This window comes from Actinoplanes sp. NPDC023936, from assembly GCF_040639325.1.
Classification (GTDB): domain Bacteria; phylum Actinomycetota; class Actinomycetes; order Mycobacteriales; family Micromonosporaceae; genus Actinoplanes.
This window is the reverse complement of the sequence record NZ_JBEZZR010000012.1, coordinates 200,216-214,815: the sequence shown is the minus strand read 5'-3', so window position 1 is coordinate 214,815 and position 14,600 is coordinate 200,216. Positions and strand designations below refer to the sequence as shown.

General features: G+C 67.0%; 14 protein-coding genes and 2 tRNA genes. 4 read left to right on the top strand and 12 right to left on the bottom strand.

Annotated features, from left to right (window positions below; all coding sequences use genetic code 11):
• Positions 1-505 precede the first annotated feature (505 nt).
• Complete coding sequence (locus tag AB0F72_RS18790) at positions 506-721, top strand: hypothetical protein (RefSeq protein WP_360432424.1); 216 nt, start codon at positions 506-508, stop codon at positions 719-721.
• Between the two features lie 86 nt (positions 722-807).
• Here the strand turns inward: AB0F72_RS18790 and AB0F72_RS18785 are convergent, their stop codons facing one another.
• From AB0F72_RS18785 to AB0F72_RS18760, 6 genes are all read right to left on the bottom strand, one after another.
• A complete protein-coding gene (locus AB0F72_RS18785; RefSeq protein ID WP_360432421.1) occupies positions 808-1,602 on the bottom strand; it encodes a carbon-nitrogen hydrolase family protein in 795 nt (264 codons plus the stop codon).
• Between the two features lie 119 nt (positions 1,603-1,721).
• Positions 1,722-3,014 carry an ATP-dependent Clp protease ATP-binding subunit ClpX gene (gene clpX / locus AB0F72_RS18780; protein ID WP_360432418.1) on the bottom strand — a complete coding sequence of 431 codons (1,293 nt, stop codon included), beginning with the start codon at positions 3,012-3,014 and terminating at the stop codon, positions 1,722-1,724.
• Positions 3,015-3,225: 211 nt separating this feature from the next.
• A complete protein-coding gene (locus AB0F72_RS18775) occupies positions 3,226-3,888 on the bottom strand; it encodes an ATP-dependent Clp protease proteolytic subunit (protein WP_360432415.1) in 663 nt (220 codons plus the stop codon).
• A 10-nt stretch (positions 3,889-3,898) separates the two neighbouring features.
• On the bottom strand, positions 3,899-4,531 hold the full coding sequence (locus tag AB0F72_RS18770; RefSeq protein ID WP_360432412.1) for an ATP-dependent Clp protease proteolytic subunit: 633 nt from the start codon (positions 4,529-4,531) through the stop codon (positions 3,899-3,901).
• A 204-nt stretch (positions 4,532-4,735) separates the two neighbouring features.
• Entirely contained in the window at positions 4,736-6,085 is a 1,350-nt protein-coding gene (tig, locus tag AB0F72_RS18765; RefSeq protein ID WP_360432409.1) for a trigger factor, read from the bottom strand.
• A gap of 37 nt (positions 6,086-6,122) precedes the next feature.
• A tRNA-Pro gene (locus AB0F72_RS18760) sits at positions 6,123-6,196 on the bottom strand.
• A gap of 132 nt (positions 6,197-6,328) precedes the next feature.
• On the opposite strand from AB0F72_RS18760, the gene AB0F72_RS18755 reads away from it, so the two are divergent.
• Positions 6,329-6,399: transfer RNA gene (locus AB0F72_RS18755), tRNA-Gly, on the top strand.
• Positions 6,400-6,929: 530 nt separating this feature from the next.
• Here AB0F72_RS18755 and AB0F72_RS18750 read toward each other — a convergent pair.
• From AB0F72_RS18750 to AB0F72_RS18735, 4 genes are all read right to left on the bottom strand, one after another.
• Complete coding sequence (locus tag AB0F72_RS18750) at positions 6,930-7,652, bottom strand: cation transporter (protein ID WP_360432406.1); 723 nt, start codon at positions 7,650-7,652, stop codon at positions 6,930-6,932.
• On the bottom strand, positions 7,652-7,981 hold the full coding sequence (locus AB0F72_RS18745) for a metalloregulator ArsR/SmtB family transcription factor (protein WP_360432404.1): 330 nt from the start codon (positions 7,979-7,981) through the stop codon (positions 7,652-7,654). The genes AB0F72_RS18750 and AB0F72_RS18745 overlap by 1 nt, the downstream gene beginning before the upstream one ends.
• A gap of 272 nt (positions 7,982-8,253) precedes the next feature.
• A complete protein-coding gene (locus tag AB0F72_RS18740) occupies positions 8,254-8,886 on the bottom strand; it encodes a methyltransferase domain-containing protein (protein ID WP_360432401.1) in 633 nt (210 codons plus the stop codon).
• Between the two features lie 168 nt (positions 8,887-9,054).
• Entirely contained in the window at positions 9,055-9,447 is a 393-nt protein-coding gene (locus AB0F72_RS18735; protein WP_360432398.1) for a helix-turn-helix domain-containing protein, read from the bottom strand.
• Between the two features lie 121 nt (positions 9,448-9,568).
• Here AB0F72_RS18735 and AB0F72_RS18730 point away from each other — a divergent pair, with 121 nt between their 5' ends.
• Together AB0F72_RS18730 and AB0F72_RS18725 are read left to right on the top strand one after the other, a co-directional pair.
• Complete coding sequence (locus AB0F72_RS18730; protein WP_360432395.1) at positions 9,569-10,390, top strand: enoyl-CoA hydratase/isomerase family protein; 822 nt, start codon at positions 9,569-9,571, stop codon at positions 10,388-10,390.
• A gap of 107 nt (positions 10,391-10,497) precedes the next feature.
• Positions 10,498-12,486 carry a PAS domain S-box protein gene (locus tag AB0F72_RS18725; protein WP_360432392.1) on the top strand — a complete coding sequence of 663 codons (1,989 nt, stop codon included), beginning with the start codon at positions 10,498-10,500 and terminating at the stop codon, positions 12,484-12,486.
• 115 nt (positions 12,487-12,601) lie between these two features.
• Here AB0F72_RS18725 and AB0F72_RS18720 read toward each other — a convergent pair whose 3' ends face one another.
• Together AB0F72_RS18720 and AB0F72_RS18715 are read right to left on the bottom strand one after the other, a co-directional pair.
• Positions 12,602-13,777, bottom strand: coding sequence for a zinc-dependent alcohol dehydrogenase (locus tag AB0F72_RS18720; RefSeq protein WP_360432389.1), 1,176 nt, complete (start codon positions 13,775-13,777; stop codon positions 12,602-12,604).
• A complete protein-coding gene (locus tag AB0F72_RS18715) occupies positions 13,774-14,316 on the bottom strand; it encodes an SRPBCC family protein (protein ID WP_360432387.1) in 543 nt (180 codons plus the stop codon). Before AB0F72_RS18715 ends, AB0F72_RS18720 begins: the two co-directional genes overlap by 4 nt.
• Between the last annotated feature and the right edge of the window lie 284 nt (positions 14,317-14,600).

Here is a 14,600-nt window from a genome sequence, read left to right as displayed (position 1 = left end):
CTCCAACCCATCCCAAAGGACAGGCCGGGGTATTGCCATAATTGGCACTGGCTTTTCAAGCACCCTGTTGAGTTCTCAAAGAACAACCGCACATCAAAGTCGAACCTCAATCATGAGGCCCGCATCTGAGGCAACCGTTCGAAGTACCTGGTCGAGTTTCGCCGTTAAAGGCCTCGCCCAAGTGGAGTGGCTCGCCCAGGCCGTCCGGATTTTCATCCGTCCGTTTCCCTGGCGGCTGTACCACTCTAGCCGGTCAGCGTCGCGTTCGCAAATCCAATTTCTTGGATCCGATCGCACCGCCCGGATCGTCGAGGTCTAGCTTAGCTCGCTCTCGACTGCTCCCGAGTCGCCTTCCGGATTGTCACTTTCGTGCCGCTCCGTACCGGTTTCCCGCTTGCAGAGAAGAAGTTACGGGACCCGGGTGGGTGACCGCAAATCGACGCTCATGACCACCGGGAGCGGCGCGGTGGCACACGGCGAGAGGAAACCGTGACAGAGTGACGTCATGGACCCTTCCGGGACGCTGGCGGTCGACGCCTTTCTCGGCCTCCTCGTGCCGCTCTGGCAACTCGTAATCGGCCTACTTGTGCTGGTCACGGTGGTTGTCTCGGTCCATCGGCTGTTTCTGCGAGGCCCCTCCCGGATGGGCGGGGCTCTTCTCTTGGTCGGCAGCGCGGTGGTCGGTCTGGCCGTCGTCAGCTACCTCGTGCAGAGTTTGTGACCTGAGCCTCATCGGGCACAGAACCCGCCCTCATAGCCACTGGCCCGGCCTCACAGCGGCCGGGCGCAGTACACCGGGTAGCGGCCTTACAGCCGTCGGTTGGCGAGACTCGGCAGCTCCGAGCGGATGGTCTCCAGCCGCTCCAGGTCCAGATCCGCGATCGCCACCCCCACCGTGTCGGGCGCCTGCGCGAGCACGGTCCCCCACGGGTCGATGATCATGCTGCGACCGAAACAGGTCCGCCCCGGCTCGTGGTCGCCGATCTGCCCGGCGGCCAGCACGTAGCACTGGTTCTCGATCGCCCGGGCACGCAGCAGCACCTCCCAGTGGTCCCGTCCGGTGTGCATCATGAAGGCGGCGGGGACCACGAGGACCTTCGCGCCGGCCACCGCGAGCGAGCGGTACAGCTCCGGGAAGCGCAGGTCGTAACAGATGCTCAGGCCGACCGGGATGTCGTTCACCGCGGCCACCACGGTCTCGGCGCCCGGCGCCACGGTTCGCGACTCCTGGTAGGAAACCCGGCCGGCGATCTCCACGTCGTACAAATGGATCTTGCGATAGGTGGCACTGAGGGTGCCGCCGGGCGCGAAGACCAGCGAGGTGTTGTACGTCCGGTCCTGGTCGGGCCCGATCTCATGGAACGAGCCCGCGTGCACCCAGATCCCGAGCTCGCGGGCCGCGGCGGCGAAGAACGCCCCGAACTCCCCGTCGACCGGCTCGGGCTTCGGAGCGTCAGCTGAGCGCCCCAGGAAATCGACGTATTCCGGGAGGACCGCGAGCTCGGCGCCGCCCGCTGCGGCTCGTTCGAGCAGGCTCCGGGCTACCGTGAGGTTCCGGCCTCGGTCATCGCGTGAGTTCAACTGGCAGACGGCGACGCGCATGAATCGAAGCGTAGACCGCAACGCCCCGAAAGCGGCACCACCGAGCAGCGCCGCAAAGCAGCACCGCAACAAAAAGCCGCCGCCCGGAGAACCGGGCGGCGGCAACGATGCAGGGCCGATCAGGCCGACTTCTCCTCGCGGTCCGGACGCCGGCGCCGGCCGACGAACTCCCGCGGGACGATCGTCGGGTTCACGTTCTCCAGGACCACCTCGCGAGTGATCACCACGCGGGCGGCGTCGGGGTTGCTCGGCACTTCGTACATCACGGAGAGGAGAACCTCTTCCATGATCGCGCGGAGTCCGCGAGCACCGGTGCCACGAAGCATGGCCTGGTCGGCGATCGCCTCGAGAGCACCCTCGTCGAATTCCAGCTCGACGCCGTCGAGCTCGAAGAGCCGCTGGTACTGCTTCACGTAGGCGTTGCGGGGCTCGGTGAGGATCTTGATGAGCGCGTCACGGTCGAGGTTACGCACTGTGGTGATCACCGGGAGCCGGCCGATGAACTCGGGGATCAGGCCGAACTTCAGCATGTCCTCCGGCATCACCTTGCTGAAGATGTCGTCGGTGTTCCGCTCCGAGATCGACCGCAGCCGGGCACCGAAGCCGACGCCGCTCTGTCCGACGCGCTGCTCGATGATCCGGTCCAGCCCGGCGAAGGCGCCGCCGACGATGAACAGCACGTTCGTCGTGTCGATCTGGATGAACTCCTGGTGCGGGTGCTTGCGTCCGCCCTGCGGCGGGACGTTCGCGACAGTACCCTCGAGGATTTTCAGCAGGGCCTGTTGCACGCCCTCGCCGGAGACGTCGCGGGTGATCGACGGGTTTTCGCTCTTCCGAGCGATCTTGTCGACCTCGTCGATGTAGATGATGCCCTGCTCGGCGCGCTTGACGTCGTAGTCGGCGGCCTGGATCAGCTTGAGCAGGATGTTCTCGACATCCTCACCGACGTAGCCGGCCTCGGTCAGTGCCGTGGCGTCAGCGATCGCGAACGGCACGTTGAGCATGCGGGCCAGCGTCTGCGCCAAATGTGTCTTGCCGCAACCGGTGGGACCGATGAGCATGATGTTGGACTTGGCCACCTCGACGTCGCTGCCACCACCGGGCGCGCCGCTCGACTCGGCCTGAATCCGCTTGTAGTGGTTGTAGACCGCAACGGAGAGAGCCTTCTTCGCCTGCTCCTGGCCAACCACGTAGTTGTCCAGGAACTGGCAGATCTCCATCGGCTTGGGAAGCTCTTCCCACTTCACCTCGCCGGTTTCGGCCAGCTCTTCTTCGATGATCTCGTTGCAGAGGTCGATGCACTCATCGCAGATGTAGACCCCAGGGCCCGCGATGAGTTTCTTGACCTGCTTCTGCGACTTCCCACAGAAGGAGCACTTCAGTAGGTCGCCACCGTCACCGATCCGTGCCACCTACGTTCTCCCTGCATTTCATGGCCGATCACTGACCGGTCCGTGTCCGAGGCGGATTGCCTCGTTGCCATCTCATCGTCCGCTGACCCGCGTAACTGAGGCTGCAGACTCGACGTTACCCGCTGTGGGGCTGTTCTCCGACCCCCCAAAACGGGCGTGTCAGGGGTCGGCCAGTCTAGCCTCTGTCCGGCCGCCCCCTGACACGGCGCGCTCAGTTGCTGGCGCCGACCGTCTGCAGGCTCTTCTTGCGGGTCGCCAGGACCACGTCGACCAGGCCGTACTCCTTGGCCTCGTCCGCCGTCATGATCTTGTCGCGGTCGATGTCCTTGCGGACCTTCTCCACCGGCTGGCTCGAGTGGTGCGCGATCATGTCCTCGAGCTGGGTACGCATCCGCATGATCTCGCGGGCCTGGATCTCGATGTCGGATCCCTGACCGTAGCCGCCCTCGGTGGCCGGCTGGTGGATGATGATCCGCGAGTGCGGGAGCGCCATCCGCTTGCCCGGGGTGCCGCCGGCGAGCAGCACAGCCGCGGCGCTGGCCGCCTGGCCGAGGCAGACCGTGCTGATGTCGGGACGCACGTACTGCATGGTGTCGTAGATCGCCGTCATCGCGGTGAACGAGCCACCGGGCGAGTTGATGTACATCAGGATGTCGCGGTCCGGGTCGGTGCTCTCCAGCGTCAGCAGCTGCGCCATCACGTCGTTCGCCGACGCGTCGTCAACCTGCACGCCGAGGAAGATGATCCGGTCCTCGAACATCTTGTTGTACGGGTTCGACTCCTTGATCCCCCACGAGGTGCGCTCGGAGAACGAGGGCAGCACGTAGCGGTTGTGCACCGGAGCGAACCCGGGAGGCATGGAAAGGTCGGTCATAGTCAGCTCCTCAGTTCAGCGTTCCGGCACCGTCCGGGACCTGCGTGGCCCCGGTGATCACCTTGTCGATGAAGCCATAGTCCTTCGCCTCCGCCGCCGTGAACCAGCGGTCACGGTCGAAGTCGGCGGCGATCTGCTCCGGAGACTGTCCCGTGTGGTACGCGATCCGCTCCTGGAACATCTTCTTGGTGTAGAGCATCTGCTCCGCCTGAATGGCGATGTCGGCGGCCGTGCCGCCCATGCCGCCGGACGGCTGGTGCATCATGATGCGCGCGTGCGGCAGGGCGTAGCGCTTGCCCGCGGTCCCCGAGCAGAGCAGGAACTGCCCCATCGAGGCCGCCATGCCCATCCCGACGGTGGACACGTCGTTGTCGATGAACTGCATGGTGTCGTAGATCGCCATGCCCGAGTAGACAGAGCCACCGGGCGAGTTGATCCAGAGGTGAATGTCGGCCTCGGGGTCCTCGGCGGAGAGCAGCAGTAGCTGCGCGCAGATGCGGTTCGCGACCGCATCGGTCACCTCGCTGCCGAGGAAGATGATGCGCTCACGCAGCAGGCGGTTGTAGACCGAATCGTCGAGGTTGCCACTGAGTGCTTCGCCCCGCCGCGCCATGGGGGTGGCGGGGATGTGGAGATCGGTCATGGCAGCCCTTCACAGCTGACTGTGTCGGCCGAGCGTCCGGCCGGCAGGTTTCCCGTCGTACGACCAACCTAACTGGTCGGATGCTCATCAGCTTCCCGCTCGGGCAGGTGTTCGCTGACAGCGCACCCGCCCGGCCCGTACCCATCAAATGACAACGGCCACCGCGCGGCGCAAGCGCTGCACGGTGGCCGTTTGAAGCAAAGATCAGTGGTTGTGGCCGGCGTGCTCGTCCTCGCCGGCGGCACGCAGGTCGTCGAGGGACAGGGTGTTGCCCTCGCTGTCGGTCATCGTGACCTGCTCCATGACCGAGGCCAGCGCCTTGCCCCGGCGCACGTCGCCGAAGACGGCGGCCGCGGCGCCGGACCGCACCAGCTGGTCGTAGTACTGCTGGGGCTGCATCTGAGCGCGCTGCGCCCGGTGCACGATCTCGTGGCCGAACTCGTCGTCGGAGACCTGGACGTCCTCGGCGTCGGCGATGGTGTCGAGCAGCAGCTGGATCCGGACGCCCTCCTGAGCGGCCTCGGTCAGCTCCTGGTCGATCTGCTCCTCGGTCTTCTCCTCGGAGGCGAGGTAGTCCTGCAGGGTCGCGCCGATCCGCTCCAGCTGGTCGGTCATCGCCTGCTTGCGGCCCTCGACCTCTTCCTTGACGACGCCCTCCGGAGCCGGGATCTCGGCGGCCTCGACGAGCTGCTTGAGAGCCTCGTCACGGGCCGCGTAGATCTGCTCGACCTTCTTCACCTTGGTGAGCCGCTCACGCAGGTCGCCCTTGAGCTCCTCGAGGGTGTCGAACTCGCTCGCCAGCTGGGCGAAGTCGTCGTCGATCTCGGGAAGCTGCTTGTCCTTGACGGTCCGCACGACGACCTTCACCTCGGCGTCGCGGCCGGCGAAGTCGCCGCCCACGAGCTGGGTGGTGAAGTTGGCCTCCTCGCCGGCGGAGAGGCCGACGAGCACCTCGTCCAGGCCCGGGAGCAGCTGCTTGCTGCCGACCTCGTGGGAGATGTTGGTGGCCGAGCCGCCCGGCACCTCCTCGCCGTCGACGGTGGCGTTGAGGTCGAGCTGCACGTAGTCGCCCTCGGCAGCCGGGCGCTCGACGGTCTTCAGGGTGGCGAAGCGCTCACGCAGGCCGTTGATCTGCTCGTCGATCTCGTTTTCACCGATCTCGACGGCCGGAACCGACACGGTGATCGTGGAGAGGTCCGGAACGGTGATCTCCGGGCGAACGTCGACCTCGGCCGTGAACTTCAGCGGCGCGTTGTCGGCGAACTCGGTGATCTCCACCTCGGGGCGGCCGAGCGTCTTGACGTCGTGCTCCTGCACCGCGGCAAGGATCTGCTGCGGGATGGCTTCCTGCACGGCCTCGTTGAGGACCGCGCCACGGCCGACACGCTGGTCGATAACCGCGGACGGAACCTTGCCGCGACGGAAGCCGGGCACCTGCACCTGCGCGCCGATCTCCCGGTACGCCTTCTGCAGGCTCGGCTTGAGCTCGTCGAACGGCACCTCGATGGCGAGCTTCACCCGGGTCGGGCTCAGAGTCTCGACGGTGCTCTTCACAGGCGTACTCCTTGTTGCTGCGGACAGTTGATTTCAGTCGGGGTGGCGGGATTTGAACCCACGGCCCCTCGCTCCCAAAGCGAGTGCGCTACCAAGCTGCGCCACACCCCGTGGCGACGGCCAGTGTATGCGGTCGACTCACCTGCGTGTGCGCAGGAGTCACCTGCTGGGGAATCCGGTTCGCGCAGAGGGGAGTTGATTCAGTAAGCTGTAGCCCGAGCCCCGGCGAAAGCCAGGGCTCATGCGGGCGTAGCTCAATGGTAGAGCCTCAGTCTTCCAAACTGATTACGCGAGTTCGATTCTCGTCGCCCGCTCGCTGACGGTGGACCATGCCCGCTGAGGATCGCGGGCCTGGTCAGCTGACCTTTCACCCGGCGGCCGAGCCCCCGGACCCCGCGTTACGGGGTCCCGGTCGGCGGTTACGTAGATCTTGGTCGCGAAACCGGCACGGAGGCCCTCTCCCGCCCCACTCGACACCTCGACTTGGGCAGCCCTCAAACTCAGCCAAAAGCACGGATTCCGCCGGCTGCGCCACGCCCAGATGCCGACCAACCGACGCTCGTCAGGGTGGGAATCTGAGGACATCGAGTCTGCAGCCAGCGATCTCGCTGCCTGTGGATTATGCGGCCAGCGCGACACCGGCCAAGATCCCGGTGCGGCCGCTTTTCGCGGCCGAACTCACCGAGGGCGGCGCTCTCGGTCTGTGACCTTGGCAAGCCGGATCCGCCGAGGTCGCAGACCGGCCAACTCAACCACTCTGTCCGTCTCGACAGCGACCGCTGACGGTCGGACGGCAGCCAACTGCGTGCAACCGCCGCACTCGTCGCCGGCTGCTTAGGAGCCGTCAGGTAGACGGGCTGGCGCAGCAATCGCAACCCGGTGCGCAGCCGCACGCATCCGTCTGCTTCGGCGCCGAGATCGTCGCCGGCAGCGCGCAGCATGCGTCGCCGCGCCATGCCTCGCGGCCTTCCTTGACCGCGACGGCGGCGATGACCAGGGCGGCGATCGGGTCGGCCCAGGACCAGCCGAACAGGCTGTTGACCGCGAGACCGACCAGCAGAACGCCGGACAGGTAGGTGCAGAGCAGGGTCTGCTTCGAGTCGGCGACCGCCGAACGAGAGCCGAGTTCGCGGCCGGCTCGTCGTTGCGCGTAGGACAGGCCGGGCATGATCGCCAGAGAGAGTGCGGCGAGGACCAGCCCCACACTGGAGTGTTCGGCTTCGGCGCCGCCGATCAGCGCGCGTACTGATTCGACGGTGACGTAGGCGGCGAGGGCGAAGAACGAGATCGCGATGATCCGCAGCGCCGCCTTTTCCCGCCGCTCGGGGTCGGTCCCGGCGAACTGCCAGGCCACCGCGGCGGCTGAGGACACTTCGATGACCGAGTCGAGGCCGAAGCCGATCAGTGCGGTGGACGAGGCGATCGTCCCGGCGGTGATCGCGACAATCGCCTCGATCACGTTGTAAGTGATAGTCGCGGCGACCAGCAGCTGGATGCGGCGGTTCAGCACGGCCCGGCGCTGCGCCGACGGCCCGGACGCGGTGATCGGGATCAGTGGGCCGGCCATCAGCAGCAACCCTTCTCCGCCGAGTCGGGACAGGCTTCCGGGTCCACGTCCAGCGCGACACCGAGCAGATCGCCGAGGGCGTGCGTGAGCCGGGGGTCGGCTAGCTCGTAGCGCACCCGGCGGCCTTCCGGAACCGCCACGACCAAGCCGCAACCGCGCAGACAGGTCAGATGGTTCGACAGGTTCTGCCGGGTCGTGCCCAGCAGTTCCGCCAGCTGCGACGGATACCCCGGGCCGTTGCGCAAGGCCAGCAGCAGCCGGGCCCGGGTCGCATCCGACAGGGCGTGCCCGAACCGTGCCAGCGCTGCGCCATGAGTCAACGTCTCCACACCTTCAACAGTACATCCGACGATGTACTGTCACCCGCACGGGCCGCTCCCTGCCCACCGTCGGTAAGACCGGACGCGCCATCGCGGCCTGAACGAGGACTCCCTGTCTCGGCCAGTCCGCGTCGCCGGACGGTGCGGGGCCTTCGGCCCTGTCGCAGGCAGCCCCAACCGGGAGATATTCGGCCGTAAAGGTAGGGCCACGCGTGGCTGGGCCACTCGATGACATCGATCCGCCGGCCTTGGTCGCCAGCCGGTCAGCCCAGGCTCGTGAATCAAAATCGCTGTGGCTTCACGGCGTGGATGCGTTGCACCACACCAGCCTTGAGCCGCTCACTCTCGACGATGTCGAAACCGGCGGCCCGCACCATCGGCGGCGTGTGCAGGGTGTACCGCTCGCCCTGCAACGGAACGGTGATCCGCTCGGCGACCCGCTGCAACACACGGATCACGAACCGGCTGCTCTCCACATGATCGAGCAGAAGAAGACGGCCACCGCACCGCAGCACCCGCCGCATCTCCGCCAACGCCGCCTGCCCATCAGAGATGGCACACAGCGAGAACACACAGACAACCGTGTCGAACGAATCGTCGGGAAACGGCAGCGCGTGAGCGTCCCCCTCCCGAAGATCGACCGACCGGCCGAGATCGCTGGCGCGCTGACGTGCGATGACCAGCATGGCCGGGGAAAGCTCGATCCCGACGAGATCGACCTCAGGTGAATAGTGACGAAGGTTGCGGCCGGTACCGACCGCAACCTCCAGAACCCGTCCGGCAGCCCGGGAACAGACCCACTCCCGCCCGCCGGCGAAGATCTTGGCTTCGAAAAAGCGCATGTCACGGTCATAACGTCCGGCCATTTTGTCCCAGACCTTGCGCGACTTCGCAGTAGACTGGCTCGATTGCATCCCACAGCCCTCCTTGGCGGCGGTAGATGCCCTCACGGTAAGGACAACCGGCAAACCGGCCGTCTACTCATATCGGCGACTAGCCGGGCCTCAGGACAGTGGGGTCAGTGCGCGTAGTCGAGCGGTGCCGACGTACGCGGAGCATGGCCTTGAACCAGAGGCCTGAGCTCATGAGAGCGACTGGTCGAAAGCGCGTTGACTGTCCTGGATCTGGCGGCTGTGCTGGACCGTCCAGGAGTACAGGTGCCCGAACGGCTCGCGGAGCGACTCGCCCAGTGGGGTCAGCGAGTACTCGACGCCGACTGGGGACGTCGGTAGCACCGTCCGCTCGATCATCCCGTTGCGCTGCAGGCGGCGAAGAGTCTGCGTGAGGACGCGCTGGGTCACCCCGTCGAGACGACGCTTGATTTCGTTGAAGCGGGTGGGGCGTTCCAGAACGGCCAGGACCATCATCGACCACTTGTCGGCGATCTGGTCCAGGATCGGCCGGCTTGGACAGTCGGACCGGAAGACCATCTCCGGGTCGGAAGTGGCGGCGCCGAGGCCGTAGGTATCTCTCATGATCCCTGGTACTCCCAAAGTGCGTTCTTGTGGCCGTCGAGTGCTACCGGCCAGCATAGGTATGCATCGCATACCTAGATGCCTGCCAAATACCCCGGGATTGCCTGAACGGAGCACCACCATGCCCTCGACCCTGCAGGTGAGCAGCGACAACGGCGTCGTCCGGATCGTTCTGGACAGCCCTCCAGTGAACGCGCTGGGCGCGCAGATGATGATCGAGCTGCATACGGTTCTGACCGGATTGCGGGAGGATCCGCAGGCCAAGGTCATCGTTTTCTCCAGCGCGAACCGGGAGTTTTTCAGCGCTCACGTGGACATGGGCATCGGCGAGCAGATGGACGTCCTGCAGTGGCTGGCTGCTCAGGCTCCCGAGGGCGTCAGCGTTTTTCAGGTAGTCGGCGAACTCATCCGAAATCAGCCACAGGTGACGATCGTGAAGCTGGCAGGGAAGGCGCGGGGCGGTGGCGCCGAGGTCGTGGCCGCCGCCGACCTGGCGTTCGCGGCGCTGGAGACCGCCGGGCTCGGGCAGATCGAGTCACTGATGGGCATCGTCCCGGCCGGCGGCGGGACGCAGTACCTGCGCCAACGGATGGGCCGCAACCGGGCCCTGGAGATCGTCCTGACCGGGGAACTGTTCGACGCCAAGACCGCCGCCGAGTACGGATGGATCAACCGGGCGGTGCCGGCGGTGGATCTGGACGCCTTCGTCGATCGGGTGGCGCGCAATATCGCCGCCCTGCCGGAGGGTGTGATCGCCGGGGTGAAGCAGACGCTGCCGCCCGAAGACCTCACTCCGGGGTTCGCCCTGGAACAGAAGTCGTGGGCGGCGTTGATCGGCCGTCCGGAAGTGCAGCGGATGATGGCCGAGGCGCTGGCCAAGGGGGCGCAGACGGTAGAGGGCGAGCGGGACCTCGAAGGGCTGATGCGGAGCGTCACGCCCTGACACCTGCGCACCTTGGTCGGGCAGTCCATCGCGGTGTTCGCGGCGGTGGCCGGACCGGCGCACGTGCCGGAGGCGGCGACCTGTGACTCCCTCAGGTTGCAGGACGGTTGTCCGAACTGAGGGGCATGCCGGACCAGCAGATCTTCTTACTGGGCAACCTGGTGATTATGGTGGCCTATGCGGCGATCATGGTGGCGATCGTGGTACCGGTCGCCCGCGCCGGACAGCTGCGCACCAACAGGCTCGCCACGGCTACCGCGTTGATCTTCTTCAGTTGCGCGGTCGGTCACGGCCTGCACGCGGTGATGGCCTACCGGTCCCTCATTCAGGTCCCTGCCGCCCATCAGATGCACATCGCCGCCGGCTGGTCGTGGACCTCTGCGCTGTGGGACCTGCTCACCGCCGCTGCAGGCGTCTACTACTGGACCCTACGCCGAAGCTATGGCGTCCTGCTCGGCAAAGGCGCCATTTACGTGGACCCGTGGGGCCAGCGTCGGCTGGACGAAGCCGGCGCTCGGGAACGCGCCGCCCGCGATGCCGCCGAGGCACATCGGGCCACCCTGGCGACCGTGGTCGAACACACCGACGACGCAGTCGTGGGAGTCACCCCGGAGGGCATCATCACGGCTTGGAACGGCGGCGCTGAACGCCTGTTCGGATACACCGCCGAAGAGGTTCTCGGCCAGCCGGCCACCATGATGGCCGACGAGACGGGCTCGGGCGAGCAGGCGGGCGTGCTCGCCCGGATCAGGCAGGGCGAGCGCGGCATGGCCTACGAGACGCGGCGGCTACGCAAGGACGGGACACTCGTTGACGTCGCGCTGACCGTCACCCCGATCCAGGACCAGGCTGGCACCGTCATCGGCGCCTCGGCCGTCGCCCGTGACATCACCGCGGCGAAGGAAGCCGCCGAACGACGGCGTGCCATCGAGGAGCGCAGCAACCAGGCGCAGCGCCTGGAGAGCCTCGGCAAGCTGGCCGGCGGTGTCGCGCACGACTTCAACAACATCCTGGCGATCATCGCCAACTACACCGAGTTCGTGGCGGAGGAGACCGCCGACCAGCCCAACGTGCAAGCCGACCTGAGGCAGGTACGTACGGCGGTGGAGCGGGCGACCAACCTCACCCGGCAACTGCTGACCTTCACTCGCGCGGAGACCGTCCAGCCCCAGGACGTGGACCTCAACGCGGCCGTCACCGAAGTACAGACGATGCTGGAACGCACCATCGGCGAGCACATCAACCTGATCGCGGTGCCCTCACCAGAGCCACTGACCGTGCACGCCGATGTCGGCCAACTCCAGCAAGTGCTGCTGAACCTGGCGATCAACGCCCGCGACGCGATGCCCGACGGCGGCACGCTGGTCCTGGAGGCCAACAGCGCCACCCTGGACGGTGCCGAGGTCAACATGCAACCGCCTCTGCCCGCCGGCACCTACGCCCGCCTCCTGGTCAGCGACACCGGTGAGGGCATGTCACCGGAAACCGTAGCGAGAATCTTCGAGCCGTTCTTCACCACCAAGCCCCAAGGCCGAGGCACCGGACTGGGCCTGGCCACGGTCTACGGCATCGTGGCCGAAGCCGCAGGCAGCATCAACGTGTACTCGGAGCCGGGCATCGGCACGACCTTCCGGATCTACCTGCCACTGGTCGCCGCGGCGGCCGACACGGCGGCCTCCCCGCCGATGCCCAGTACGGCGCCACCGCGAGGAGACGGCAGCACCGTGCTCGTGGTCGAGGACGAACCGGCTCTCGGCCGCGTGGTCACCCGTATTCTCGCCAACGCCGGATATCACGTGCTCACCGCCGCGGACGCCACGGAAGCGCTCGGCCTGTACGAACAGCACGGCTGCGACGCTCTGCTCACCGACGTGATCATGCCGGGAATCTCCGGACGACGTCTGGCCGAGCTGCTGCACGAACGCCAGCCGGAGCTTCCCGTGCTCTACATGTCCGGTTACAGCAACGGCCTGCTCGGCACCACCCACATCCTCGACGAGGACATCGCCTTCCTGGAGAAGCCCTTCACCGCTGCGGACCTGCTCAACAAGCTGGCAGCGACACGCGGAAGAAACCCGTCCCAGGTTCGGCTATAACCGGCGCTCGCTGCAAGGCGCCCGGCGATCAGGCTCCTACGACTTTTACCCGGCGGCCGAGGCCCCGGACCCCGCGTTACGGGGTCCGGGTCGGCGGTTGAGCGACCGACGGTGGTCAGGGCTTGAGGACGACCTTCTCGCAGTTGTCCTGCTTGTTCTTGAACATCTCGAAGCCGCGTTCCGCCTCGTTCAGCGGCAGGGTGTGTGTGATGATCCGGGTCGGGTCGATCTCGCCTCGTTCGATGCGCTGCAGCAGCGGCTTCATGTAGCGCTGCACGTGACACTGGCCGGTGCGCAGGGTCAGCGATCGGTTCATCCAGGCGCCGGCGGGGAACTTGTCCAGCAGGCCGCCGTAGACGCCGATCACCGAGACCACGCCGCCGCTGCGGCAGGACAGGATCGCCTGGCGCAACGCGTGCGGGCGATCGGTCTCCGACCGTACGGCCTGCTTGACCCGGTCGTACGCGGAGATGTGCGCGCTGCCATGGTCGGCCTCCAGGCCGACCGCGTCGATGCACTTGTCCGGTCCCCGCCCGCCGGTCAGTTCCAGCAGCCGTGACCGGACGTCGACCTCGTCGAAGTTGACCGGGATGTGGCCGGCCCGTTCGGCCATCTCCAGCCGGTAGGGCTGCTTGTCGATGGCGATGACCTTCGCGGCGCCGAGCACCCGGGCGCTGTCCATGGCGAACTGGCCGACCGGCCCGGCGCCCCACACCGCCACCACGTCGCTGGGCTGGATGTCGCACATCTCAGCGCCCATGTAGCCGGTGGGCAGGATGTCGGAGAGGAACAGCACCTGCTCGTCGCTCAGATCGGACTCGATCTTCAGCGGGCCGACGTCGGCGAACGGCACCCGCGCGTACTGGGCCTGGCCGCCCGCGTAACCGCCGGTCAGATGCGAGTAGCCGAAGATGCCGGCCACCGGGTGGCCGAACATCTTCTCCGCGATCCCGGCGTTGGGGTTGGTGTTCTCGCAGCAGGAGTAGAGCTCGGCGGCGCAGGCCGCGCACGCGCCGCAGGCGATCGGGAACGGCACGACGACCCGGTCCCCGACGCGCAGCCGGTTCGGGTCGACGCCCGAGCCGACCTCGATCACCTCGCCCATGAACTCGTGGCCCATGACGTCGCCGTCCTGCATCGTCGGCACATAGCCGTCGACCAGGTGCAGGTCCGAGCCGCAGATCGCGGTCGAGGTGATGCGGATGATGGCGTCGCGGTTGTTGAGGATCTTCGGGTCCGGCACGTCGCGGACCTCGACCTTGTTGCGGCCTGCCCAGGTGTTCGCCCTCATGCGTGCGCTCCCTTCGCGAGCTCGGCGTCCGACAGCGGTTGTGCCGGGCGCTGCGGGAACTCCTTGCGGGCTCGCTTGCCCCACGGGGCGCCGTCGGAGCGGACCACCTCCCCGGTCTCCAGCACCTGCTTGAGCCGGCGCAGGTCGTCGTCGAGCTGCTGGTGGGGTTCCTCGCCGAAGTACTTCGCGACCGCCTTGCCGATCGTGCCGCCCGGGATGTCGTAGGTCAGGGCGACGTGCACCTCGGTGCTCACCCCGTCGGGGGCGGGCACGAAACGGACGGTGCCGGCATTGGGCACGTCGGCCTTCCCGGTCGAGCGCCACGCGATCTTCTCGCCGGGCGACTCCTCGATGATTTCCGCGTCCCAGCCGACGTCCTTGCCGAACGGGGCGTCGGCGGTCCACCGACTGGTCCGCTCGCCGGTGGTGCGGACCTGTTCGAGATGTGCCATGAACGTCGGGAGGTTCTCCAGGTCGCGCCAGAACGCGTATACCTCCCGGGCGGGTTTGCGGATGGTTGTCGTCGCTGTCAATTCCATGGAGCCTCCTTCGCGTGCGCCCCGCGCGGCGGGCACGGAGCCGACGCCCGTGGATCGGGTGGCCTCCGTCCTCGGACCGCGGTCGGCCGTGCCCCCGGCCCACGGCGGCCTGGCCGCGCGGTCTTATCCACAACCGGATACCCCCGGCAATCCACCTGAACCCGCCAGCCGACCGCGTTCGAGAAAGAGCGACCATCTATCTCCGCCCTTACGGCGGCGGGTGGACCTGAGGAGCGGCCGCGGCCGGGAGCCGCGCTGCGGCAGTGGTGCCGCGCGGCTCGCGA

Bases quoted from the DNA above. Each gene is read 5' to 3' on its own strand.
- AB0F72_RS18730 (WP_360432395.1), top strand. From the start codon at position 9,569: ATGCCCTCGACCCTGCAGGTGAGCAGCGACAACGGCGTCGTCCGGATC.
- AB0F72_RS18720 (WP_360432389.1), bottom strand. From the start codon at position 13,777: ATGAGGGCGAACACCTGGGCAGGCCGCAACAAGGTCGAGGTCCGCGAC.
- AB0F72_RS18790 (WP_360432424.1), top strand. From the start codon at position 506: ATGGACCCTTCCGGGACGCTGGCGGTCGACGCCTTTCTCGGCCTCCTC.
- AB0F72_RS18785 (WP_360432421.1), bottom strand. From the start codon at position 1,602: ATGCGCGTCGCCGTCTGCCAGTTGAACTCACGCGATGACCGAGGCCGG.
- AB0F72_RS18715 (WP_360432387.1), bottom strand. From the start codon at position 14,316: ATGGAATTGACAGCGACGACAACCATCCGCAAACCCGCCCGGGAGGTA.
- AB0F72_RS18775 (WP_360432415.1), bottom strand. From the start codon at position 3,888: ATGACCGACCTTTCCATGCCTCCCGGGTTCGCTCCGGTGCACAACCGC.
- AB0F72_RS18750 (WP_360432406.1), bottom strand. From the start codon at position 7,652: ATGGCCGGCCCACTGATCCCGATCACCGCGTCCGGGCCGTCGGCGCAG.
- AB0F72_RS18735 (WP_360432398.1), bottom strand. From the start codon at position 9,447: ATGAGAGATACCTACGGCCTCGGCGCCGCCACTTCCGACCCGGAGATG.
- AB0F72_RS18740 (WP_360432401.1), bottom strand. From the start codon at position 8,886: ATGCAATCGAGCCAGTCTACTGCGAAGTCGCGCAAGGTCTGGGACAAA.
- AB0F72_RS18770 (WP_360432412.1), bottom strand. From the start codon at position 4,531: ATGACCGATCTCCACATCCCCGCCACCCCCATGGCGCGGCGGGGCGAA.